Source organism: Microterricola pindariensis (assembly GCF_002936985.1).
GTDB lineage: Bacteria > Actinomycetota > Actinomycetes > Actinomycetales > Microbacteriaceae > Microterricola > Microterricola pindariensis.
The window spans coordinates 134643-157835 of sequence record NZ_MPZN01000001.1; the positions used below are offsets into that span (position 1 = coordinate 134643).

The 23193-nt window shown below is 70.9% G+C and carries 25 protein-coding genes; 4 read left to right on the forward strand and 21 right to left on the reverse strand.

Annotated elements, in window-relative coordinates:
• Nucleotides 1-40 precede the first annotated feature (40 nt).
• Genes coaBC through GY24_RS17560 form a run of 11 tightly spaced genes read right to left on the reverse strand, consistent with a single transcriptional unit; the run spans nt 41 to nt 11802 of the window.
• Entirely contained in the window at nt 41-1270 is a 1230-nt protein-coding gene (gene coaBC / locus GY24_RS00630; RefSeq protein ID WP_104473880.1) for a bifunctional phosphopantothenoylcysteine decarboxylase/phosphopantothenate--cysteine ligase CoaBC, read from the reverse strand.
• A gap of 22 nt (nt 1271-1292) precedes the next feature.
• Complete coding sequence (gene rpoZ, locus GY24_RS00635) at nt 1293-1550, reverse strand: DNA-directed RNA polymerase subunit omega (RefSeq protein WP_083363823.1); 258 nt, start codon at nt 1548-1550, stop codon at nt 1293-1295.
• Nucleotides 1551-1601: 51 nt separating this feature from the next.
• Nucleotides 1602-2498, reverse strand: a complete 897-nt coding sequence (gene gmk, locus GY24_RS00640; protein ID WP_083365402.1) for a guanylate kinase — start codon at nt 2496-2498, stop codon at nt 1602-1604.
• Nucleotides 2499-2547: 49 nt separating this feature from the next.
• On the reverse strand, nt 2548-3423 hold the full coding sequence (gene pyrF, locus GY24_RS00645) for an orotidine-5'-phosphate decarboxylase (RefSeq protein WP_104473881.1): 876 nt from the start codon (nt 3421-3423) through the stop codon (nt 2548-2550).
• Nucleotides 3420-6707: a carbamoyl-phosphate synthase large subunit gene (carB, locus tag GY24_RS00650; protein WP_104473882.1), complete on the reverse strand. Its 3288-nt coding sequence runs from the start codon at nt 6705-6707 to the stop codon at nt 3420-3422. Before carB ends, pyrF begins: the two co-directional genes overlap by 4 nt.
• Nucleotides 6707-7882 (reverse strand): glutamine-hydrolyzing carbamoyl-phosphate synthase small subunit, encoded by a 1176-nt coding sequence (gene carA / locus GY24_RS00655; RefSeq protein WP_104473906.1) that lies wholly within the window; start codon nt 7880-7882, stop codon nt 6707-6709. The genes carB and carA overlap by 1 nt, the downstream gene beginning before the upstream one ends.
• A 14-nt stretch (nt 7883-7896) precedes the next feature.
• Complete coding sequence (locus GY24_RS00660; RefSeq protein ID WP_104473883.1) at nt 7897-8442, reverse strand: PH-like domain-containing protein; 546 nt, start codon at nt 8440-8442, stop codon at nt 7897-7899.
• Nucleotides 8439-9794: a dihydroorotase gene (locus tag GY24_RS00665; protein ID WP_104473884.1), complete on the reverse strand. Its 1356-nt coding sequence runs from the start codon at nt 9792-9794 to the stop codon at nt 8439-8441. Before GY24_RS00665 ends, GY24_RS00660 begins: the two co-directional genes overlap by 4 nt.
• Entirely contained in the window at nt 9791-10744 is a 954-nt protein-coding gene (locus GY24_RS00670) for an aspartate carbamoyltransferase catalytic subunit (RefSeq protein ID WP_104473885.1), read from the reverse strand. Before GY24_RS00670 ends, GY24_RS00665 begins: the two co-directional genes overlap by 4 nt.
• Nucleotides 10744-11289 (reverse strand): bifunctional pyr operon transcriptional regulator/uracil phosphoribosyltransferase PyrR, encoded by a 546-nt coding sequence (pyrR, locus tag GY24_RS00675; RefSeq protein ID WP_104473886.1) that lies wholly within the window; start codon nt 11287-11289, stop codon nt 10744-10746. The genes GY24_RS00670 and pyrR overlap by 1 nt, the downstream gene beginning before the upstream one ends.
• 42 nt (nt 11290-11331) lie before the next feature.
• On the reverse strand, nt 11332-11802 hold the full coding sequence (locus GY24_RS17560; protein ID WP_161498651.1) for a hypothetical protein: 471 nt from the start codon (nt 11800-11802) through the stop codon (nt 11332-11334).
• A gap of 26 nt (nt 11803-11828) precedes the next feature.
• Between GY24_RS17560 and GY24_RS17345 the strand changes: the two genes are divergently transcribed.
• Nucleotides 11829-12737 (forward strand): glycosyltransferase, encoded by a 909-nt coding sequence (locus GY24_RS17345; RefSeq protein ID WP_161498652.1) that lies wholly within the window; start codon nt 11829-11831, stop codon nt 12735-12737.
• Here the strand turns inward: GY24_RS17345 and GY24_RS00690 are convergent.
• Nucleotides 12734-14221 carry an APC family permease gene (locus GY24_RS00690; protein WP_104473889.1) on the reverse strand — a complete coding sequence of 496 codons (1488 nt, stop codon included), beginning with the start codon at nt 14219-14221 and terminating at the stop codon, nt 12734-12736. The two genes, GY24_RS17345 and GY24_RS00690, sit on opposite strands and share 4 nt — an antisense overlap.
• 108 nt (nt 14222-14329) lie before the next feature.
• On the opposite strand from GY24_RS00690, the gene GY24_RS00695 reads away from it, so the two are divergent.
• Both GY24_RS00695 and GY24_RS00700 read left to right on the forward strand, forming a co-directional pair.
• Complete coding sequence (locus tag GY24_RS00695) at nt 14330-15667, forward strand: MFS transporter (protein ID WP_193953469.1); 1338 nt, start codon at nt 14330-14332, stop codon at nt 15665-15667.
• A 134-nt stretch (nt 15668-15801) separates the two neighbouring features.
• Complete coding sequence (locus tag GY24_RS00700) at nt 15802-16557, forward strand: SDR family NAD(P)-dependent oxidoreductase (RefSeq protein ID WP_104473890.1); 756 nt, start codon at nt 15802-15804, stop codon at nt 16555-16557.
• Nucleotides 16558-16626: 69 nt separating this feature from the next.
• On the opposite strand, the gene nusB is transcribed toward GY24_RS00700, so the two are convergent.
• On the reverse strand, nt 16627-17055 hold the full coding sequence (gene nusB / locus GY24_RS00705; RefSeq protein WP_104473891.1) for a transcription antitermination factor NusB: 429 nt from the start codon (nt 17053-17055) through the stop codon (nt 16627-16629).
• Nucleotides 17055-17618, reverse strand: a complete 564-nt coding sequence (gene efp, locus GY24_RS00710) for an elongation factor P (RefSeq protein ID WP_083363811.1) — start codon at nt 17616-17618, stop codon at nt 17055-17057. The genes nusB and efp overlap by 1 nt, the downstream gene beginning before the upstream one ends.
• 145 nt (nt 17619-17763) lie before the next feature.
• On the opposite strand from efp, the gene GY24_RS00715 reads away from it, so the two are divergent.
• The gene (locus GY24_RS00715; protein ID WP_133161074.1) at nt 17764-18516 is read left to right on the forward strand and encodes a CPBP family intramembrane glutamic endopeptidase; all 753 of its coding nucleotides are present in this window, start codon (nt 17764-17766) and stop codon (nt 18514-18516) included.
• Between the two features lie 9 nt (nt 18517-18525).
• Here the strand turns inward: GY24_RS00715 and GY24_RS00720 are convergent, their stop codons facing one another.
• The 7 genes from GY24_RS00720 to GY24_RS00750 form a co-directional block, all read right to left on the reverse strand.
• A complete protein-coding gene (locus GY24_RS00720; protein WP_083363810.1) occupies nt 18526-18981 on the reverse strand; it encodes a type II 3-dehydroquinate dehydratase in 456 nt (151 codons plus the stop codon).
• Nucleotides 18982-19007: 26 nt separating this feature from the next.
• The gene (locus GY24_RS00725) at nt 19008-19208 is read right to left on the reverse strand and encodes a hypothetical protein (protein ID WP_104473893.1); all 201 of its coding nucleotides are present in this window, start codon (nt 19206-19208) and stop codon (nt 19008-19010) included.
• 90 nt (nt 19209-19298) lie between these two features.
• Nucleotides 19299-20378: a 3-dehydroquinate synthase gene (aroB, locus tag GY24_RS00730; RefSeq protein WP_104473894.1), complete on the reverse strand. Its 1080-nt coding sequence runs from the start codon at nt 20376-20378 to the stop codon at nt 19299-19301.
• Nucleotides 20371-20937, reverse strand: coding sequence for a shikimate kinase (locus GY24_RS00735; RefSeq protein ID WP_104473895.1), 567 nt, complete (start codon nt 20935-20937; stop codon nt 20371-20373). Before GY24_RS00735 ends, aroB begins: the two co-directional genes overlap by 8 nt.
• Before the next feature lie 10 nt (nt 20938-20947).
• Nucleotides 20948-22156 (reverse strand): chorismate synthase, encoded by a 1209-nt coding sequence (gene aroC / locus GY24_RS00740; RefSeq protein ID WP_104473896.1) that lies wholly within the window; start codon nt 22154-22156, stop codon nt 20948-20950.
• Between the two features lie 5 nt (nt 22157-22161).
• Complete coding sequence (locus GY24_RS00745; RefSeq protein ID WP_233279120.1) at nt 22162-23016, reverse strand: shikimate dehydrogenase; 855 nt, start codon at nt 23014-23016, stop codon at nt 22162-22164.
• Between the two features lie 11 nt (nt 23017-23027).
• Entirely contained in the window at nt 23028-23186 is a 159-nt protein-coding gene (locus GY24_RS00750) for a hypothetical protein (protein ID WP_267892596.1), read from the reverse strand.
• Nucleotides 23187-23193: the final 7 nt, after the last annotated feature.

The window sequence follows — 23193 nt, forward strand, 5'->3', positions numbered from 1 at the left end:
GAAGGTTGTGGTGCTGAAAAACGGTGGTCGCGCGGGGCTGCTAGTGCAGACGTTCCGCGATCACATCAAGTATGCGATGGGCCACCGACAGCTTGCTGCCGACGGCCTCCAACACTATATCCGCGCCGGCATCGAGCACCGTGATGTCGTTGCGTTCTGTGGCGAAGCCCTCGCTCCAGCCGACCCGGTTCAGCACGAGCAGGTCGGCGCCCTTGCGGGCGAGCTTGCTGCGGCCGAGCTCCAGCTGGGCGGCTCGGTCCGGCTCGGTCTCCGCGGCGAAGCCGACGACGAGCTGGCCCGGCGCCTTGGCCGCGGCGAGGCCGGCCAGGATGTCGGGGTTGCGGACGAGCTCGAGCGTCATCGTGTCGCCGCGCTCGTCCTTCTTGATCTTGCCCTCGCTGACCTCGACGGGGCGGTAGTCGGCGACGGCGGCCGCCATGATGACGACGTCGGCGCCCTCAGATGCCAGGGCGGCGGCATCCTGCATCTGCAACGCCGTGGAGACCTCGCGCAGGTCGACGCCGGCCGGTGCCGGCACCTCGAGGTGGGCCGCGATGAGCACCACCTCGGCGCCACGGGCGGTCGCCGCCTCGGCCAGGGCGATGCCCTGCCGGCCGCTGGAGCGGTTGCCGAGGAAGCGCACGGGGTCCAGCGGCTCGCGGGTGCCGCCGGCGGTGACGACGACGCGCCGGCCGGCCAGGTCGAGCTGCGCGGCCCGGGCGTCGGGGCGGGACGCGTCGTAGGCGGCGAGGGCGGCGCGGACGATCGCGTCGGGCTCCTCGAGCCGGCCGGGGCCGGAGTCGGCGCCGGTCAGCTGGCCGACGGCGGGGCCGACCACCGTGACGCCGCGCGAGCGCAGCGTGGCGATGTTGGCGACGGTGGCCGGGTTCTGCCACATCTCGGTGTGCATCGCCGGGGCGATGACGAGCGGGGCGGTGCTGGCCAGCACGGTGTTGCCGAGCAGGTCGTCGGCGATGCCGGCGGCCAGCTTGGCGATGGTGTTCGCGGTCGCCGGGGCGATCACGATGAGGTCGGCCGACTGGCCGATCGCCACGTGCCGCACCTCGGCAACCCCCTCGTACAGCTCGCTGTGCACGGGGTTGCGCGAGATGGCCTCCAGCGTCGGCCGGCCCACGAACCGCAGTGCGGCATCCGTGGCGACCACGTGCACAGAGTGCCCGGCCAGCACGAATGCCCGCACCACGTTGACCGCCTTGTACGCGGCGATGCCGCCGCTGATGCCGACGACGATCGTGAGGGGCTGGGACACGGAAGAGCCGCCTTCTGAAGGGTTATTCGGCGTTCGGGCGAACCGTCAGCTTGTTCTCGTTGATCTCGTGCATCGCGATCGACAGGGGCTTGTCCTCGATCGACGAGTCGACCAGGGGGCCGACGTTGTCGAACAGGCTGCCTTCGTGCAGGTCGGAGTAGTAGTCGTTGATCTGGCGGGCGCGCTTGGAGGCGAAGATCACGAGGGCATACTTGGAGTCGACCTTCGAGAGCAGCTCGTCGATGGGCGGGTCGATGATGCCGGTGAGCTTGTCAGCCATGTGGAACTCCTGTGTGAGGGGTGAGCAAAACGAGGAAAAGGGCGCGCTGGGTCAGCGCTTCGCCTTGCGAGTCTTCATCAAGTCTACGACTTCTTGCGCGGCCTCGCCCACGTCGCTGTTCACGACCTGGAAATCGAACTCGTCGACGGAGGCCAATTCGACCTTCGCCGTCTCGAGCCTGCGGGCCTGCTCGCTGGCCGTCTCGGTGCCGCGGCCGACCAGGCGGCGGACCAGTTCCTCCCAGCTCGGCGGCTGCAGGAACACCAGTCTGGCCTCCGGCATGGCGCGGCGCACCGAGCGGGCGCCCTGGATGTCGATCTCCAGCAGCACGCTGTTGCCGGCGGCCAGGGCCGCATCGACGGGGCCGCGCGGGGTGCCGTAGCGGTGCGCGTTGTGCACCGTCGCCCACTCCAGCAGCTCGCCCTCCTCGACCATCCGGTCGAACTCGGCGTCGTCGACGAAGTAGTAGCTGACGCCCTCCACCTCGCCGGGGCGGGGCGCCCGGGTGGTGGCGGAGACCGAGAGCAGCACGTCCGGGTGGTTCTCCCGGATGTGGTTGGCGACGGTGCCCTTGCCGACGGCGGTCGGGCCGGCCAGCACGACCAGGCGCGCCGGCGCGGGGGTGCGCGCGGACAGCCGGTCGTAGAGGAAGTCGTAGAGGCGCTCCCGCTGGTGCTTGCCGAGCCCGCCGAGGCGCTTCGCCGGGGAGATGCCGAGGTCGTCCATGATGCGGTGCATCTTGGTGACGCCGATCGCGGGGATGCTGGTGAGGAACTCCGTCACGCGCAGCTTGCCCTCGGCGCCGAGCGGCTCCGCGAAGGCGGTGCGCATGACGTCGAGCGGGTTGCGCTCCCCCGCCGCGATCGCCGCCTTGACGGCGGCGCGCGCCCGGCGGGCGGCGACGGCGGCGCGGCTGGCCGCGACCCGGTCCACCTCGGGTGGGTTCAGGTGCTTGGGCTTGTCGACGTTCTGCCCGTCGGTGTCTTGTACAGCTGAGTCAGCCACGCTTGGCCTCCACTTCCTCTGCGCGACGCGCGATGGCGTCGGCGATGCCGTCGCGGCCGGCCGAGAGCAGGCCGCGCGATTCCGAGACGATGACGCCGGGGGTGAGCGCGCCGAACAGCCGGCGAGTCTCGCTCACCTCGGCGCCCTGGTGCCCGAATCCGGGGGCCAGCACGGGAACGGCCGGGCCGACGGGCTCCTCGTTGATGTTGATGCCGAACTTCGCCAGCTCCAGGGTCGCGCCGAGCACGACGCCCACCGAGCCGAAGCGCCGTTCGGATTGATCCTTCCGGCTGCCGTTCCACTGCGCGACGCCGGCGAGCATGCTCGCCGCGACGGTGCGCTCGGTCTCGGCGACGCGGGCGGTCTGCAGGCCGGCCGCCTCCGGGTTGGAGGTGGCGGCGAGCACGAACACGCCCTTGCCCGCGGCCTCCGCGAGCTCGAGCGAGCTCTGCAGCGAGCCGAGCCCCAGGTACGGGCTGAGCGTGACGGCATCCGACTCGAGCGGCGAGCCGGGCCGCAGCCACGCCTCGCCGTACGCCTGCTGGGTGCTGCCGATGTCGCCGCGCTTGGCGTCGGCGATGACGAGGATGCCGGCGGCACGCGCCTCGGCGATCACCCGCTCCAGCGCGGCGTAGCCGGCGGAGCCGTGCCGCTCGAAGAACGACACCTGCGGCTTGAGGATGCCGGCCCGGTTCCAGGCCGCCTCCACGACGCGCAGGCCGAACTCGCGGGCGCCCTCTGCGGAGTCCTCGAGACCCCACTGGTCCAGGATCCACGCGTGTGGGTCGATGCCAACGCAGAGGTGCCCGGAGCGGTCGAAGACCGCCCCGAGCTTGTCACCGAAAGTCAGTGCCTCTGGCTGGCTCACGCGTTCGCTGCCCGCTGAATCGCGTACTCCTGCAGGCTCGTGACCTCGAAGCCGGTGCGCACCGCGTCCAGCGAGCCGACGGCCGCGCTGAGCTCGGCGATCGTCGTGAACAGCGGGATGTCGGCGGCGACGGCCGCGGCGCGGATCTCGTAGCCGTCGGCCCGGGCGGAGCGGCCGCTCGGCGTGTTGATGACGACCTGCACCTCGCCGCTGTGGATCAGCTCGACGATCGAGGAGTCCGCCTCGGTGGCCTTCTCGGAGAACTTGGCCACCTGCTCGGCGCGGATGCCGTTGCGGCGCAGCACCTCGACGGTGCCCTCCGTGCCGATCAGCTCGTAGCCGAGCTCCTGCAGGCGCAGCGCCGGCAGGATGACGGAGCGCTTGTCGCGGTCGCTGACCGAGACGAACACGGTGCCGGAGAGCGGCATTCCGCCGTAGGCGGCCAGCTGGCTCTTGGCGAAGGCCCGCGGGAAGTCCTTGTCGATGCCCATGACCTCGCCGGTGGAGCGCATCTCCGGGCCGAGCACGGAGTCCACGACGGTGCCCTCCTTGGTGCGGAAGCGCTTGAAGGGCAGCACGGCCTCCTTCACGGAGACGGGCGAGTCGAGCGGCACGCGGGAGCCGTCGTTGACCGGCAGCAGGCCGTCGGCCTTGAGCTCGGCGATGGTCTTGCCGACCATGACGAGCGAGGCGGCCTTGGCCAGCGGGATGCCGAGGGCCTTGGAGACGAACGGCACGGTGCGGGAGGCGCGCGGGTTGGCCTCGAGCACGTAGAGCACGCCGGCGCCGATCGCGAACTGCACGTTCAGCAGGCCGCGCACGCCGATGCCCTGGGCGATCGCGAGGGTCGCCTCGCGCACCTTGTCGATCTGGCCGCGGCCGAGCGTGACGGGCGGGAGGGTGCAGCTGGAGTCGCCGGAGTGGATGCCGGCCTCCTCGATGTGCTCCATGACGCCGCCGATGTAGAGCTCGGTGCCGTCGTAGAGGGCGTCGACGTCGATCTCGATCGCGTCGTCGAGGAAGCGGTCCACCAGCAGCGGGTGCGAGGGTCCGACGACGACCTGGCCCTCGATGCGGGCGAAGTAGTCGGCGAAGGAGGCGCTGTCGTAGATGATCTCCATGCCGCGGCCGCCGAGCACGTAGCTCGGGCGCACCAGCACGGGGTAGCCGATCTCCTCGGCCACCGCGATGGCGCCGGGGGCGTCGGTCGCGGTGCCGTTGCGGGGGGCCATCAGGCCGGCCGCCTCGAGGATGCCGGAGAACAAGCCGCGCTCCTCGGCCAGGTCGATGGCCGACGGCGTGGTGCCGAGGATCGGGATGCCTGCGGCCTCCAGGCCCTTGGCCAGGCCGAGGGCCGTCTGGCCGCCGAGCTGCACGACGACGCCGACGAGCTCGCCGCTCTGGCTCTCCGCGTGGATGACCTCGAGCACGTCCTCGAGCGTGAGCGGCTCGAAGTAGAGGCGGTCGGAGGTGTCGTAGTCGGTGGAGACCGTCTCCGGGTTGCAGTTGATCATGATCGTCTCGAAGCCCGCGTCGGAGAGGGCGAAGGACGCGTGCACGCAGGAGTAGTCGAACTCGACGCCCTGGCCGATGCGGTTCGGGCCGGAGCCCAGGATGACGACCTTCTTGCGGTCGCTCGGCAGCACCTCGGTCTCCAGGTCGTAGCTGGAGTAGTGGTAGGGGGTGAGGGCGGGGAACTCGCCTGCGCAGGTGTCGACGGTCTTGTAGACGGGGCGGACGCCGAGGATGTGGCGCACCTCGCGCACGTCGGCCTCGCCGAAGCCGCGCAGCTCGCCGATCTGGGCGTCGGAGAAGCCGTGGTCCTTGGCGTGGATGAGCACCTCGGTGTCGAGGGTCTCCGCGGTGGCGATGGTCTCGGCGACCTCGTTGATCAGCACGATCTGGTCGATGAACCACGGGTCGATCTTGGTGGCCTCGAAGACCTGCTCGATCGAGGCGCCCTTGCGGAGGGCCTGCTGCACGGTGACGATGCGGCCGTCGGTGGGGACCTTCGAGATCTCCAGCAGCTCGGCGAGCGAGCGGGGCTCCTCGCCCCAGTGGAAGGAGGATCCCTTCTTCTCCATCGAGCGGAGCGCCTTCTGCAGCGCGGTGGCGTAGTTGCGGCCGATGGCCATCGCCTCGCCGACGGACTTCATGGTCGTGGTCAGGGTGGCGTCCGCGGCCGGGAACTTCTCGAAGTTGAAGCGCGGCACCTTGACGACGACGTAGTCCAGTGTCGGCTCGAAGCTGGACGGCGTCACCTTGGTGATGTCGTTGGGGATCTCGTCGAGGCGGTAGCCGATGGCCAGCTTGGCGGCGATCTTCGCGATCGGGAAGCCGGTCGCCTTGGAGGCCAGCGCCGAGGAGCGGGAGACGCGCGGGTTCATCTCGATCACGATGATGCGGCCGTCGGCCGGGTCGATCGCGAACTGGATGTTGCAGCCGCCGGTGTCCACGCCGACGGCGCGGATGATGTCGATGCCGATGTCGCGCAGCTTCTGGAACTCGCGGTCGGTCAGGGTCAGCGCGGGGGCGACGGTGATCGAGTCTCCGGTGTGCACGCCGACGGGGTCGACGTTCTCGATGGAGCAGACCACGACGGTGTTGTCGCTGGTGTCGCGCATGAGCTCGAGCTCATACTCCTTCCAGCCGAGGATCGACTCCTCGAGCAGCACCTCGCTGGTGGGGCTCTGGTGGATGCCGTCGCCGACGATGCGGCGCAGCTCCTCCTCGGTGTACGCGAAGCCGGAGCCGAGGCCGCCCATGGTGAAGGAGGGGCGCACGACGAGCGGGTAGCCGAGGTCCTTGGCCTGCTCGACAGCCTGCTCGACGCTGGTCGCAATGTAGGAGCGGGCCACGTCGGCGCCGGCGGCGAGCACCAGGTCCTTGAAGATCTGGCGGTCCTCGCCCTTGTTGATGGCCTCGAAGTTGGCACCGATGAGCTCGACGTTGTACTTCTCCAGGATGCCGTTCTCGTGCAGCTGGATGGCCGCGTTGAGGGCGGTCTGGCCGCCGAGGGTCGGCAGGATGGCGTCGGGCTTCTCCTTGGCGATGATGGTCTCGATGACCTGCCAGGTGATCGGCTCCACGTAGGTGGCGTCGGCGAAGTCGGGGTCGGTCATGATGGTGGCCGGGTTCGAGTTGACCAGGATGACGCGCACGCCCTCCTCGCGCAGCACGCGGCAGGCCTGGGTGCCCGAGTAGTCAAACTCGCACGCCTGGCCGATGACGATCGGGCCGGAGCCGATGACCAGAACGCTCTTGATGTCGTCTCTCTTGGGCATTACTTGTTTCCGTTCTGCTGCTGCTGCGCCATGACCATGTCACGGAAGCGGTCGAAGAGGTAGTTGGCGTCGTGCGGCCCCGAGGCGGACTCGGGGTGGTACTGCACGGAGAATGCGGGGATGTCGAGGCAGTTCAGGCCCTCGACGACGTTGTCGTTGAGGTCGTAGTGGCTGACCTCGACGCGGCCGAAGCCCTCGGTGGACTCGCTGATGACGTCGATCGGCGCCTCCACGGCGAAGCCGTGGTTGTGCGCGGTGATCTCGACCCGGCCGGTGGCCTTGTCCAGCACCGGCTGGTTGATGCCGCGGTGGCCGAAGGGCAGCTTGTAGGTGTTGAAGCCGAGGGCGCGGCCGAGCAGCTGGTTGCCGAAGCAGATTCCGAAGTACGGCACGCCCGCCCGGAGCACCTCGCGGAGCAGCTCGACGTGGCCGTCCGAGGCGCCGGGGTCGCCCGGGCCGTTCGAGAAGAACAGGGCGTCGGGGGCGAGCGCGAGGATCTCGGCGGCGCCGGTGGTCTGCGGCAGCACCACGACGTCGAAGCCGCGGGCGGCCAGGAACTCGAGGGTGGAGGTCTTGACGCCGAGGTCGAGCACGGCGACCGTGCCGACGCGCTCGGTGGTGGCTGGCAGCTCATAGCGCTCGCTGGTGGAGACCTCGCCCGAGAGGTTCAGGCCGGTCATCTGGGCGCCGGAGCGCACCAGCTCGAGCTGCTCGGCGTCGGAGAGCTCGAAGTCGGCCCCGGAGAAGATGCCGGCGCGCAGGGCCCCGACCGAGCGGATGCGGCGGGTGACGGCGCGGGTGTCGATGCCGCTGATGCCGACGACTCCCCCGGCGAGCAGGTCGTCGTCGATGCTGCGCTGGGAGCGGAAGTTCGACACGATGCGGGAGGGCTCGCGGACGATGAAGCCGGCGACCCAGATGCGGCTGGACTCCATGTCCTCGTCGTTGGCGCCGGTGTTGCCGATGTGCGGCGCGGTCATCAGCACGATCTGTCCGGCGTAGCTCGGGTCGGTCAGCGTCTCCTGGTAGCCGGTCATGCCGGTGGAGAACACCGCCTCGCCGAGGGTGCGGCCGGTCGCGCCGTATGCGCGGCCGACGTAGCGGGTGCCGTCCTCGAGAACGAGAACTGCCTGGCCCGGCCGGGCGTTCGGGGTGGTTGCGGTTTCAGCTGTCATTGCGCTTCCCATGGTCAATTTGGTGCCTCACTGTTGGCGTCGGCCGGTTTCACGGCCGGAAGAATGGTGGAGATCGCGGAGAGGATTCTCGGCCTCTCTGCGGCGTCGATCACGCGGAAGTAGCTGTCTGCGATGGTGGCGGCGCCATCCTGGCCGCCCTGCATCTGCCAGCTCACGAGGCAGAGTCCGCCCTGCTCGACCCCGCGGTCGATCGCCCAGCTGCTCTCGCCGACGGCGCGGAGGGCGCCGGCCGGGATGAAGAGCGGGGTGCCGCCGTCCAGCGCGATCGTGAGACCATCCGGGGCGACGGCCAGCGTGCCCTGCGCGCGGAAGCGCAGGCCGGCGGGCAGCAGGCGCTCCAGCGGCAGCTCGTGCCGGGTGGTGGCGACGTAGTTGGCCCGCACGCTGAGGCTGGGCGCGGCGGCGGATGCCGGCACCGGGTAGGCGGTCAGGCCCTGGTCCCGGCGGCCGCGGCGCTTCCAGCTGCGCGCCATGACGAGCAGCAGCACGACGACGATGACGACCAGCAGGGCGGCCAGCAGCGCGCGCTCGACGCTCACGCGCTGGCCCCGCTCAGCACGGACGCGGCGCGGGCGACCTGCTCGGCCGCGACCAGCTCGCCGCCCAGCACCGTGGCGTAGCCGTGGCGGAAGGTGGCCTCGACGCGGCCGGGCAGCGTCATGGCGAGGTAGGGCGAGTTCACGCCCTTGCCGGCCAGGTTCTGGGTGCTGAACTCGCGGCTCGCGTTCGGGTCGTAGAGCACGATGTCGGCGATCGCGCCGACCTCCAGCACGCTGCTGTGCCCGGCGAGGCGGCCGATCTGGGCGGGGGCACCGCTCAGCACGCGGGCGACGTCATTCCAGTCCAGCAGGCCGTTCGCCACGACGGAGGCGTGCACGACGGAGAGGGCGGACTCGAGCCCGACCATCCCGTTCGCCGCGGCGTCCCACTCGCAGTCCTTGGCCTCGACCGGGTGCGGGGCGTGGTCGGTGGCGACGATGTCGATCGTGCCGTCGGCGAGGGCGGCGCGCAGCGCCTCCACGTCCTCGCGCCGGCGCAGCGGCGGGTTGACCTTGTAGCGGGCGTCATAGCTGGCGACGAGCTCCTCGGTCAGCAGCAGGTGGTGCGGCGTGACCTCGGCGGTGACGTTGATGCCGCGGGCCTTCGCCCAGCGGATGACGTCGACGGAGCCGGCGGTGGAGACGTGGCAGATGTGCAGCCGGGAGCCGACGTGCTCGGCGAGGAGCACATCGCGGGCGATGATCGACTCCTCGGCGACGGCCGGCCAGCCGGTGAGGCCGAGCTCGCCGGAGAGGGCACCCTCGTTCATCTGGGCGCCGACGGTGAGGCGGGGCTCCTGGGCGTGCTGGGCGATGACGCCGTCGAAGCCCTTGACGTATTCGAGGGCCCGGCGCATGAGCAGCGGGTCGGAGACGCAGAAGCCGTCGTCGGAGAAGACGCGCACCTGGGCCCGGGAGGCGGCCATGGCGCCGAGCTCGGCCAGCTTCTCGCCGGCCAGGCCAACGGTGACGGCGCCGATCGGGCGCACGGTGGCGTAGGCGGCCTGCTCACCGAGGGAGAGCACCTGCTCGACGACGCCGGCGGTGTCGGCCACGGGCGAGGTGTTCGCCATGGCGAAGATGCTGGTGAAGCCGCCGGCCGCGGCGGCGCGGCTGCCGGTCAGCACGGTCTCGCTCTGCTCGTAGCCGGGCTCGCGGAGGTGGGTGTGCAGGTCGACGAGGCCCGGCAGCGCCAGCAGCCCGTCGGCGTCGACGACGGCTGCGCCCGCGGAGCTCAGGCCGGAGCCGGTCTCGGTGATGCGGCCGTTCTCCAGCAGCAGGTCGGTGCGGCGTCCGTCGGCCAGGGTGGCTCCCGTGATGAGGGTGCGCTCGCTCGGTGTTGATGAGGTCATCGGGCCACCTCACGTTCGCCAGAAAGCAAGACGTACAACGCGGCCATTCTCACCGAAACTCCATTCGCTACCTGCTCGAGAACCGTCGACTGCGCCGAATCGGCTGCGGCAGACGAGATTTCCAGGCCGCGGTTCATCGGCCCGGGGTGCATCACAATGCTACTCGGCGCGAGGCGCCGGAAACGATCATCATCCAGACCCCATGTGCGGGAATACTCCCGACTGCTGGGGAAAAACGCCGCATTCATGCGCTCGGCCTGGATGCGCAGCATCATCACGACGTCTGGCGCGGCGTCGATCGCCGCGTCCAGGTCGTAGCCGATCGTCGCCGGCCACGCCGTGGTGTGCACCGGGACGAGGGTGGGCGGGGCCACCAGGTGCACGCTGGCGCCGAGGGTGCTGAGCAGCCAGACGTTGGAGCGCGCGACCCGCGAGTGCAGGATGTCGCCGACGATCGTGACGGTGACGCCGTCGAGGTCGCGGCCGCGGGAGGCGCCGGGGTGCAGGCGGCGGCGGATCGTGAACGCGTCCAGCAGCGCCTGGGTGGGGTGTTCGTGGGTGCCGTCGCCGGCGTTGATGATGCCGGCGTCGATCCAGCCGCTGGCGGCCAGGACGGCGGGGGCCCCGGAGGCTCCGTGGCGGATGACGACGCCGTCGGCGCCGATCGCGGCCAGGGTCTGCGCCGTGTCCTTCAGGCTCTCGCCCTTGGACACGCTCGAGCCCTTGGCGCTGAAGTTGATGACATCCGCGGAGAGGCGCTTGGCGGCGGCCTCGAAGGAGATGCGGGTGCGGGTGGAGTCCTCGAAGAAGAGGTTGACGACGGTCTTGCCGCGCAGCGTCGGCAGCTTCTTGACCTCGCGCTGCTGCACGTCGGCCATGTCCTCGGCGATGTCGAGGATCTCGATGGCGGCCTCGCGGGAGAGGTCCTTCGTGGAGAGCAGGTGGCGCATCACTCGGCCCCACCCCCCTCGATGCTCACGAACTCGTCGCCGTCGATCTCCTCGAGGTGCACGTTGATGCGCTCCGCGGCGGATGTCGGCAGGTTCTTGCCCACGTAGTCGGCGCGGATCGGCAGCTCGCGGTGGCCGCGGTCGACCAGCACGGCCAGGCGCACGGCGCTCGGCCGGCCGTGGTCGTTCAGGGCGTCCAGGGCGGAGCGGATGGTGCGGCCGGAGTAGAGCACGTCGTCGACGAGCACGACGGTCTTGCCGTCGATGCTGCCCGGCACGTGCGTCGGCGCCGGGGTGCGGGTGCGGGTGCGGGAGAGGTCGTCGCGGTACATCGTCACGTCGAGCGTGCCGACGGCGACGGGGGCGGCATCCGGCTCGATGCGGGCGATGGTCTCGGCGATGCGCCGGGCGAGGATCACGCCCCTGGTCGGGATGCCGAGGATAACGAGGTTGTCTGGGCCCCGGTTGGACTCCAGGATCTCGTGGGAGATCCGAGTCAACGCTCGGGCGATGTCAGCCTGCTGCAGCACTGTGCGTGCCATCAACCGACTCCCTTCTCCGTCTCACAGGACGGTTCTTAAAGGTTGTCAAAGTGCGGTGTCCACACTAGCAGCCCGCGCGGGCCCTCCCGTCCGCCCGGCCTCCGTGCCAGCCCCGTTGCCCGGTGCGCCGGCCGGGTGCAGCATGGCCGCGTGGCCTCCATCATGATCGCCGTCATGCCCTTCGCCGGGCATGTCGCGCCGATGCGCGCCGTGGCCGAGGCGTTCATCGCCGCCGGGCACCGGGTGCGCGTGTACACGGGCGCGGCCCACGTTGCGGCGTTCTCCTCGCTCGGCGCCGACGTCGTGCCGTGGCACGTCGCCCCCGACTTCGACGAGCAGGATCTGCCCGCCGCGTTTCCGGCCCTCCGGGGCCGGAAGGGGCCCGCCCAGATGCTCGCCAATGTGCGGGAGGTGTTCATCAACACGGCGGCCGGGCAGTGCGTCGACCTCCGTGCCGCCTTCGAGGAGGAGCCGTGGGACGTGATCGTCGCCGACGGGCTGAGCCTCGGCGCCCATCTGGCCTCCGAGCACACCGGCACCCCGTGGGCGACCGTGAGCATCGTGCCGCTGACGATTCCGAGCCGGGACCTGCCGCCGCCCGGCCTCGGCATCCGGCCCGCCGGGGCCCGCTCGGGCGCGCCCGCGATGCGCTGCTCCGCGCCTTCCTGCCGCTGGCCAGCGCGCCCCTGGAGCGCGCCTACCGGCTGGCCCGCTCCGATGCGGGACTGGCGCCCGGCGGGCGGCCGTTCGGCGACGCCTGGTACTCGCCCGCGCTGGTCTGTGCCCGCGGCGTGCCGGAGCTGGACTACCCGCGCAGCGACCTGCCGCCGCAGGTCTTCTACGTCGGCACACTCACCCCGGCGGCGTCCGGCCAGCCGCAGCCCGGTCGACGGCCGGACTGGCTGCCGGATGCCGCAGCCGGCGGCAGCCCCGTCGTGCACGTGACCCAGGGCACCCTGAACACCGAGCCGCGCGACCTGATCGAGCCGACGTTCGCCGCCCTCGGCCGGCAGCGGGTGCGCCTCGTCGCGGTGACGGGGCGGCGCGGGCATCCGGGGCTGCCGTTCCCCGCCCCGCCGAACGCCTCTGTCAGCGATGTCATCCCCTACGCCGACCTCCTCCCCCACGTCGATGTGATGATCACGAACGGCGGCTGGGGCGGCGTGCTGGCCTCCCTCGCGCACGGCATCCCGCTCATCGTGGCCGGCGGAGACCTCGACAAGCCGGAGATCGCGGCGCGGGTGGCCTGGGCCGGCGCCGGCATCGACCTGCGCACGGGCACCCCGTCGCCGCGGCAGATCCTGGCCGCGTGGCGCCGGGTGTCCGCCGAGCCGGCATACCGGGCATCCGCCGAGCGGATCGGCGCCGCCCTGCGCCGGCACGACGGGCCGGCAGAGGTGGTGCGGCACACCCTGCGCCTGCTCGAGGCCCGGGGCGTGCCGGGCGCCTAGCGGGGCGGGGCGGTGTCGACGTCCTCCGGCGCGGCGGCGTCGAGCTCGTCGGGCAGCTCCAGCGGGCGCCGGCTGAAGTAGGCCGCGCCCTTCTTCCAGAACACGATGATCGGCACGATGCCGAGGGCCAGGCTGCCGAGGCCGATGATGATCACGATCGTCTCCAGCGACGGGATCGAGACGAAGAAGATCCACACCATGAACAGGGCACCGAGGCCTGGCCACAGGCCGATGAAGATGAAGTTCTTCACCGAGCTGAAGATGATTCGGCGATACGCGACGACGACGGCGATCCCGGCCAGGGCGTAGTAGAAGGCGATCTGCAGCCCGATCGAGCTGATCGCGTTGTTCAGGATCTCGCCGACGCTGCCGAGGAAGTTGGAGCCGATGAACAGCACGAGCGAGACACCCGTGACGACGAGGGTCGCGAAGGCGGGCGTGCGCCACTTCGGGTGGGAGTGGCCGAACGCGGCGGGGATCGTGTGGTCGCGGCCCATCGCGAAGAGGGTGCGGGTCACCTGGATCAGCGTCGTCTCCAGGGTGGCGATCGTGGAGAGCATCACGGCGATGATGAGGATCTTGCCGCCCGGCCCCGGCCAGATCGCCTCGCCGAGCACGTTGAGCACGTTGCCGCTGTTGGCCTCGATCGTCTCGGCGGGCAGGATGACGAGGGTGGCGATGGTGAAGATCTCGAACAGCAGGAACACGATGATCACCCCGACGATGCCGCCGATGCCGGAGGCCTTGCGCCCGTTCTTCGTCTCCTCGCTCAGGTTCGCCGCGACATCCCAGCCCCAGTAGTAGAAGGCGGCGATGAGCGCGGCGGCCACGAACGCCCCGGTACCGCTGAAGTGCTCGAAGCCGAGCCAGCTCCACGAGAAGGAGGGGCCGGCGTGGGCGCCCGTCGCCGCGGTCACGATCGCCGCGACCGCGAAGATCACCAGGATGGCGACCTCCACGGTCGACATGATCCACTGGGCGCGGGCCGTGATGCGCACGCCGAGCAGCACGCACGCCGCCATCACCAGGAACCAGACGGCGCCGATGGCGGTCACCAGCGGCACGTTGTCGGAGTTCTCCGGGCTGAACAGCGCCACCGTCATGACGCCGGCCGGCAGCGCGCCGGCCACCATGAAGATCGTCGCGGAGATGACGAGCGCCCAGCCGGAGAGGAACCCGAGGACCGGGTGCAGCGCGCGCCCCACCCAGGAGTAGGCGGCGCCGGCGTTGACGTCCGCCCTGCCGAGGTAGGCGAACGCCCAGGCGATGCCGAGCATCGGCAGGGCGCACCAGAGCAGCGCGGCCGGGCTGGCGAGGCCGGCCACGGCCACGAGCGTCGCCGTCGTGGCGGCGATGGAATAGGCCGGGGCGCTGCCGGCGACGGCCATCACGATCGAACCGGCCGCCGTCACCCCGTCGGCCTGGAGCTCGTGGTGGTGCTCCGGCTCCGGAGCCTGCTGCACGGGCGTGTCGGTGTCAGCCATGGGGTACTCCCTCGCACTGAGAAGTGAGCTTTCGTCGTGAAAGCTAGCACCGCGGGACCACGCTGACAACGAGCAAAACCGCGCACGCGATGCCGCTATCGTTTTCAGGTGACCCAAGCCCCTCCCCAACAACGCCGCCGCCTCGTCGACCTCGCCCCCCTGCGGGTTCCCGCCTTCGGCCGCCTCTGGGTCGGCGGGGCCATCGCCGGCATCGGCGCGCAGATGACGATCGTCGCCGTCGGGCTGCAGATCTTCGACATGACGCACTCCACACTCGCCGTCGGCCTGGTCGGCGGCATCGCCCTGCTGCCGATGATCATCGCCGGCCTCTGGGGCGGCGTGCTGGCGGATGCCTTCGACCGGCGCACGGTGCTGATCGTCAGCTCGATCGTCGCCTGGCTCGGCACGCTCAGCCTGCTCGGCCTCTCCCTCGCCGACACGCTCACCCGCGGCACGGACGCGGCCGTCCCGCTCTGGCCGTTCTACCTGGCCACGACGGTCGCCACCGTCGCCGCCACCATCAGCGGGGCCACCCGCGCCGCCGTCATCCCGCGCATCCTCCCGGCCGACCTCATCGCGCGGGCGGCCGCCCTGAACGGCATCAGCATCGGCGCGCAGCTCACCCTCGGCCCGGCGCTGGCCGGCGTGCTCGTGGCAACCCTCGGCTTCCCCGTGACCTTCGCGGTGGACGCCGTGCTGTTCACCGCCGGGTTCCTCGGCATCGTGATGCTGCCGCGGCTGCCCGCGGAGAAGTCGGCGACGCGGGCCGGCCTGCGCTCGCTCCGCGACGGCATCGACTTCCTCCGCCACGCCCCCAACATCCGCAGCAGCTTCATCGTCGACATCGTCGCGATGACGTTCGGCCGGCCCTTCGCCCTGCTGCCCGCCGTGGCGGCGCTCGCCGTCGGCGGCGGGGCCGTGACCGTCGGCGTGCTCACGGCCGCCGCCGCGCTCGGCACCTTCCTGACCAGCCTGTTCAGCGGGCCCGTCGCGCACGTGCACCGCTACGGCGTCGCCATCGCCCGCTCGATCATGGTCTACGGCGGCTGCGTCGCCCTGCTCGGCCTCGTCGTCGGCGCCATGCAGACGGGCTGGTTCGGCGCTGTCGGCGCGGACTTCGGCGAGGTCAATGTGCCCGCCCTCGTGCTGGCCGCGCTCGCCATGGCCGGCATGGGCGCCTCCGACGAGGTGAGCGCCATCTTCCGCAGCACGATGATGCTGACGGCGACCCCGGATGCCATGCAGGGCCGCCTGCAGGGCATCTTCACCGTCGTCGTCACCGGCGGGCCGCGCATCGGCGACCTCTACGTGGGCATCCTGGCGACGGCGGTCGGGCTCTGGTTCCCTCCCCTGCTCGGCGGCGTGCTGATCATCGCGCTCATCGCCCTGATCATGCGCGCCCAGCCCTCCTTCCGGAACTACGACGCCCGCAACCCGCAGCCGTAGCGGCGGTCCCGCGCGCATTTGCATGCAGATGCATGGAATACCGGAGGGCGGCGTAGGGTTGTAGATGGAGGCCGACCGAACGGGCCGGGCACCGGAACAGTCGCGGGACACAATTCCGCGAAGAAGGAGAAATCATGGGCAACTTCACGGGCAAGACCGCACTCGTCACGGGCGGCGGCTCCGGCCTCGGCGAGGCCATCAGCAAGGACCTGGCCCGCGAGGGCGCCAACGTCGTCGTCGCCGACATCTCGCTGGAGAGCGCGCAGCGCGTTGCCGACGAGATCACCGCCGCCGGCGGCGCCGCCGCGGCATTCCAGGCGAACACCGCCGTCGCAGAGGACAGCAAGAAGTCGGTCGACTTCGCGGTCGAGACCTTCGGCGCGCTCAACTACGCGGTCAACAACGCCGGCATCGGCGGCGCCAGCGCCCCCGTCGGCGATGTGGACCTGGACGACTGGGACCGGGTCATCGCCATCAACCTGAGCGGCGTGCTCTACGGCATGCGCTACCAGATCCCGGCCATCCTCGCGGCCGGCGCCGCGGAGGGCGCGATCGTGAACATGGCGTCCATCCACGGCTCCGTCGCCATCCCGGGCAATGCCGCGTACACGGCGGCCAAGCACGGCGTCGTCGGCCTGACCAAGAACGCGGCGGTCGAGTACGGCGCGCAGGGCCTGCGCGTCAACGCGATCGGGCCCGGCTACATCCAGACCCCGCTGCTCGAGAACGCCCCGGAGGCCGTGCTGAACGGCCTCAAGGAGAAGCACGCGCTCGGCCGACTCGGCCGGGCGGAGGAGGTCGCGAACCTCGCCACCTTCCTGCTCTCGGACAAGGCCAGCTTCATGACCGGCTCCTACGTGCTGATCGACGGCGGCTACACGGCCGTCTAACGCCGCGCGGAACGACTGAAGGCCACCCCAGTGGGGTGGCCTTCAGTCTGTGCCTGGTGAAGCGCGTGCTCAGCGTGCCGAGCCGGCGGGCTTCACCTGCGAGATCTTGGCCAGCAGGCCGTTGATGAATCCTGCGGAGTCGTCGGTGGAGAGCACGGTGGCCGCCTCGACGGCCTCCGAGATGGCGACGGCATCCGGTACCTCGTCGTTGTGCATGATCTCCCAGATGCCGATGCGGAGCAGGGCCCGGTCGATGGCCGGCATCCGGTGCAGGGTCCAGCCGACGGCGTACGTCTCGATGAGCTCGTCGATCTCGGCCCGGTTGTCGACGATGCCGTCGACGATCTCGCGGGCGTAGAGCCAGCTGGCCGCACGGTCGGGCTCGCTGACGGCGCGGGCCGCCTCGGCGGCGATGGCGTCATCGAGCGAGATCTGCCGCATGTCGGCGGAGTAGAGGATGTCCAGGGCGCGCTTGCGCGCCTTCGTGCGTGCGCTCATTAGTCGTTGACGCGGCCGAGGTAGTCACCCGTGCGGGTGTCGACCTTGACCTTGGTGCCGGTCTCGAGGAACAGCGGCACCTGGATCTCGTAGCCGGTCTCGACGGTGGCCGGCTTGGTGCCGCCGGTCGAGCGGTCGCCCTGCAGGCCCGGGTCCGTGTGGGTGATGAGCAGGGTGACGGATGCCGGCAGCTCGATGAAGAGCGGGTTGCCGTTGTGCAGGCCGAGGGTGACGTTCTGGTTCTCCAGCATGAAGTTGACGGCGTCGCCCACGACGGCGGCCGGAACGTGCAGCTGGTCGTAGTCGGTGACGTCCATGAACACGTAGGACTCGCCGTCGGCGTAGAGGTACTGGAAGTCGCGGCGGTCGACGTTCTCGGTCTCGATCTTGGCGCCGGCGTTGAAGGTCTTGTCCACGGTCTTGCCGGTGACGACGTTCTTCATCTTGGTGCGCACGAAGGCGCCACCCTTGCCCGGCTTGACGTGCTGGAACTCGATGATGGTCCAGAGCTGGCCGTCGATGTTGAGAACGACGCCATTCTTGATGTCAGCGGTAGAAGCCATTGTCTGTGTCCATTCAGTTGGGAAAGTTTCACGGCCGGCATGCTCGCGCACACGGCCCGACGTGCAAGTTTAGTCGATCACCGCGCGCTTCGCTGAAAGCGGCCAGTTCCGAGCGGCACGCGTGCCCTGCCCCTATGCTGTCAGCGTGCTGACCACTGTTCCCGCCGCGTCGCGGCGCCGCCTGGCCCTGGACGCGCGCACGGGCGTGCTCCTGCTGGTCTTCTTCGGCCTCGTGCGGATGGCCCTCGTGTTGCAGGCCAATGTGACCGGCAGCTATCAGCTGGTCAGCCTCGTCTTCGTCGCCATGGCGGTGCTGCCCTGGCTCGTGCTCACGCGCGACGGGCGCCGGAGGATCGGCATCGTCCGGCCGTCTCGCTGGCGCTGGGTGCTGCCCGCGGCGCTGGCTGGCGGCGCCTCGATGCTCGCGGTCTTCGCCGCCGCCACGGCGCTCTGGGGGCTCACCGCGCAGAACCCCTTCGTCTACATCGCCGGGACGTACTCGAACGTGCCGGCCTCCCCGTCGGACGCGGACCGGCTGATCTACTTCCTCATCTACGCCGTGGTGTCGATGCTGTTCAGCCCGATCGGCGAGGAGCTGCTCTACCGCGGCATGGCGCACGAGGCCCTGGCGCCCCGGCTGGGCAACCGGGGAGCGGCGCTCGTGGACGCCGGCGCCTTCGCCGTCACCCATCTCGCCCATTTCGGCATCGTGCTCGTCGCGGGCGTCTGGGCGTTCCTGCCGCTGCCCGCGCTGCTGTGGGTCGCGGCGATGTTCCTCGCCTCGCTCGTCTTCTACGGCTTCCGCGTGCTGACCGGCTCGATCCTCGGTTCGATCGTCGCGCACGCGGCGTTCAACCTCGCGATGATCACCGCCATCTTCTACGTGGTGCTCGCCTGAGCCGGGCGGCTAGGAGCGTGCGCGCAAGATCTGGTCGACGCCGAGCCGGTAGGAGTCGAAGCCGAAGCCGGCGATGACGCCGGTGGCCACGCCGCTGATGACGCTGTCGTGGCGGAACTCCTCCCGCGTGTGTGGGTTGCTGATGTGCACCTCGATGAGGGGCAGCCCGGCCTTGGTGACGAGTGCGGCGGCATCCCGCAGCCCGTAGCTGTAGTGGGTGAACGCGGCCGGGTTCAGCACGACGGGCGTGGCGGAGTCGACGGCCTCGTGCAGCCAGTCGATGAGCTCGCCCTCGTCGTTGGTCTGGCGCAGGTCGATCTCGATGCCGGGCGGCACCGACTCCACGAGGAGCGCCTCCAGGTCGGCGAGGTTGCCGGAGCCGTACACCTCCGGCTCGCGGGAGCCGAGACGGCCGAGGTTGGGGCCGTTGAGCACGAGGATGCGGGTGACGGGCTTGTGGTTCATGCGATCAGCCTAGCGGCAGGCCGAGTTCACGCCCCGAGCAGGACGAGCACGTGGTAGACGACGTAGACCGGCCAGACGATCGCCTGCAGCAGCCCGAGGACGACGCCCCAGAAGGAGCCGTCGGAGACGGACACGAAGTAGATCGCCGCCCCGATGTAGGCGAGGAAGGCGAAGACGCCCCACTGCCCCTCACGGACGATGACGCGTGATCGGCTGTCCGAGCCCATGGGGTCCTCCTCGCTGGCGTGGCTGCGTCACCCAGCCCAGCACAACGGGGCGTCGCCGGCAAGCGCCGCGGCGCCCCCGGAGACAACGGGCTAGTTGCCGACTTCCTGGTAGGCGGCGAAGAGCAGGCTGGTGTCCGGCCCCTGCAGCACGGTGGGGCGGGCCAGGTCGTCCAGCACGATGAAGCGCATCATCGCGCCGCGCGCCTTCTTGTCGCGCTGCATGGTGGCCAAGAGCGTGTTCCAGCGTCCGACCGGGTAGGTGATCGGCAGCGAGAGCGAGGAGAGGATGCTCCGGTGCCTGTCGACGATCTCATCGCTGAGGGCCCCGGTCAGGCGGCCGAGCTCGGCGGCGAAGACCATGCCGACGGCGACCGCCGCGCCGTGGCGCCACTGGTAGCGCTCCGCGTGCTCGATGGCGTGGCCGAGGGTGTGGCCGTAGTTGAGGATCTCGCGCAGGCCGTTCTCGCGGAGGTCCTCGGCGACGACGCGGCTCTTCATGTCGATGGAGAGCTCCAGCACCCGGCGGAACTCCGGTGTGGTCACGTCGGTGACGCGCGCCACGTCGGCCTCGATGATGTCGAGGATCTCCGGGTAGTAGATGAAGCCGGCCTTGACGACCTCGGCGAACCCGGCGAGCACCTCGTTGTGCGGCAGCGTGTCCAGGGTGTCCAGGTCGCAGAACACGGCGCTCGGCTCGTAGAAGGTGCCGACCAGGTTCTTGCCCTCGTTGGTGTTGATGCCGTTCTTGCCGCCGATGGCCGCGTCGACCATTCCGGCGACGGATGTCGGCACCTGCACGAGCGTGACGCCGCGCAGCCAGGTGGAGGCAACGAATCCGGCGACGTCGGTGACGGCCCCGCCGCCGAAGCCGATGACGGCGTCGCTGCGGGTGAAGTCGGCCTGGCCCATGACCTGCCAGCAGAAGGCGGCGACCTCCATGCGCTTGCCCGTCTCGGCATCCGGGATCTCGGCCAGGAGCACCTGGTAGTGCTCGGCGAGCTTCTCGCGCAGCGCCGCGGCCTTGGCGGCGACGCTGGCGCTGTGCACGATGAGCACCTTGCTGGTCTTCGTGCCGAGGTGGGCGGCGATGCCGTCCAGGATGTCGTGGCCGACGAGCACGTCGTAGGGCGCTTCGCCGCCGACGCGGATGGTGGTGGTCGATTCAGTCACGCTGTGCTTCTCTTTCCTTGCCCAGGCCGCGCTGCCGCGCCCAGGTCACGATGTCGTCGGCGATGTGCGAGATCGGCCGAGCGGAGGTGTCAAATGTCACGGTCGCCAGCGACTCGTAGATGGGGGTGCGGGCCGCGGCGATCGCCGCCCAGCGCTCCACGGCCGCGTCCGCATCGCCGTCGCTGTCGAGGAGCGGCCGTCCGCCGGAGAGCCGGCGGCCGACGGCCTCGCGGCTGACGGTCAGCAACACGACGGTGTGCCCGGCCAGCTCGGCCTGGGTCGCGGCGTCCAGCACGGCTCCCCCGCCGAGCGCGACGACGGCCTCCTCGGCCAGAGCGTCGTGGACGGCCGCCCGCTCGAGCCGGCGGAACTCCGACTCGCCGTGCGCGGCGAAGATCTCCGGGATCGGCCCGTGCACGGCGCTGACCAGCTTGTCGGTGTCGCGGAAGGGCACGTCGAGGCCGCGGGCGACCAGGCGCCCGATCTTGGACTTGCCCGCCGCCATCGGGCCGATGAAGACGAGCGGCAGCACCGGCTCTCGCCCCGCCGGCGCGCTCATCAATGGCTCGCTAGTCAACGGCGCGGCTGGCGCTTCCGGTGGCCAGGCGGCTCGGGATGGCGGCCAGGTATCCGGCCAAGTTGCGCCGGGTCTCCCCGATCGAGTCGCCGCCGAACTTCTCCAGCATGGCGTTGGCCAGCGTGAGGGCGACCATCGCCTCGGCGACGACGCCGGCCGCGGGGACCGCGCAGACGTCGGAGCGCTGGTGGTGGGCGGATGCCGCCTCGCCGGTGGCCACGTCGACGGTGCGCAGCGAGTGCGGCACGGTCGCGATGGGCTTCATGCCGGCCCGCACCCGGAGCAGGGTGCCGGTGCTCATGCCGCCCTCGATGCCGCCGGCCTTGTCGCTGGCGCGCACGATCTCGCCGCCGTCGACGAAGAGCTCGTCGTGGGCCTGGGAGCCGCGGCGGGTGGTGGTGAGGAAGCCGTCGCCGACCTCGACGCCCTTGATCGCCTGGATGCCCATCAGCGCGCTCGAGAGCTGCGCGTCCAGGCGGCGGTCGCCGTGCACGTAGGAGCCGAGTCCCGGCGGCACGCCGTAGGCGAGCACCTCGACGACGCCGCCGAGGGTGTCGCCCTCCTTGTGGGCGTCGTCGACCTCGGCCACCATGAGCGCGCTCGTGGCGGGGTCGAAGCAGCGCAGCGGGTCGGCGTCCAGGGTGTCGACGTCATCCGGGGTCGGCAACGCGCTGCCCTCCGGAACGCGCACGGGGCCGATGGACAGGGTGTGGCTGACCAGGCGGATGCCGAGCTCGGAGAGGAAGGAGCGGGCTACGGCGCCGAGGGCGACGCGGGCGGCGGTCTCGCGCGCGCTGGCGCGCTCGAGCACCGGGCGGGCCTCGTCGAAGTCGTACTTCTGCATGCCGACGAGGTCGGCGTGGCCCGGGCGCGGGCGGGTGAGCGCCGCGCCGCGGCCGCGGCCCAGCTTGGACTCGTCGATGGGCTCTGCGCTCATCACGTCTTTCCACTTCGGCCACTCGGAGTTGCCGATGCGCAGGGCGACGGGGCTGCCGAGGCTCTGCCCGTGGCGCACACCGCCGGAGATGTTCAGCTCATCCTGCTCGAACTTCATGCGCGCGCCCCGGCCGTAGCCGAGTTTGCGGCGCGCCAGGTCGGCACGGATGTCGTCCAACGCGATCGGGACGCCCGCGGGCAGTCCTTCGATCACGGCAATGAGTTCTGGGCCGTGGGATTCCCCGGCGGTGAGCCAACGCAGCATGGTGTCTATCCTTCCACAGCGTCGGCCATCGCCCGGAACACGCCGGCCTCGTCCGGCAGCGGGGCGTGCGGGTCGCCGGAGACGAAGATGCGCACCTGCACGAGGGCCTGGTGCAGCAGCATCCCGAGCCCGGACATCAGCTGGCCGCCGGCCGCCTGCCACTGCGCGCCGAGCGCGCTCGGCCAGGGCGCGTAGGCGACGTCGTAGAGCGGCAGGCCGCCGATCACGCCGGGGTCGAACACCAGCCCGGTGTCGCTGCCGCCTGGCAGCGTGCTGAGCAGCAGGTCGCTGGCGGATGCCGCGGCGACGGCGCCCCCCAGCGGCACGATGCGCAGGGCCACGCCGGCCGCGTCGGCCTGCCGCTGCAGGCCGGCCGCCTTGGCCGGGGTGCGGACGGCGACGGTCACGCTGTGCGCGCCGAGCTCGGCGGCGGCGAGGATCGCGGAGCCGGCCGTCGCTCCCCCGCCGAGGATGCAGACGCTGCCGGCCCGCTGAACCCCGTGTTGGGCGAGCGAGTTGACGATGCCGGCGACATCCGTGTTGAACCCGCGCAGTCGGCGCCCGCCCGGCGACGGCGTCAGCAGCAGGGTGTTCACGGCGCCGGTCGCGCGCGCCGCCTGGTCGAGCTCGTCGGCCAGGGCGAACGCCTCGGTCTTCAGCGGCATGGTGAGCGAGAAGCCGCGCCATTCCGGCCCGCGCGCGGCCAGGAATCCGGCAAGCTCCGGCTCGGTCAGCTCGACCCGGTCATAGTCCCAGTCCAGCCCGAGGGCCGCGTAGGCGGCGGCGTGGATGGCCGGCGACTGGGAGTGCGCGATCGGCGAGCCGAGCACGGCGAGCCGGTTCTGGGCAGGCTGGCTCACGGCTGCAGCGCTCACTGGTACTCCGGGTGCTCGTCCATCCAGTCCAGCCATTTGGCGACGGCGGCGTCGTGCTCCTCGACGGTGGAGGAGAAGATCGTCTCGCCGGTGTCCAGGTTCCAGGTGACGAAGAACAGCCACGGGCCGTCGGCCGGGTGCAGCGCCGCGTCGATGGCGAGG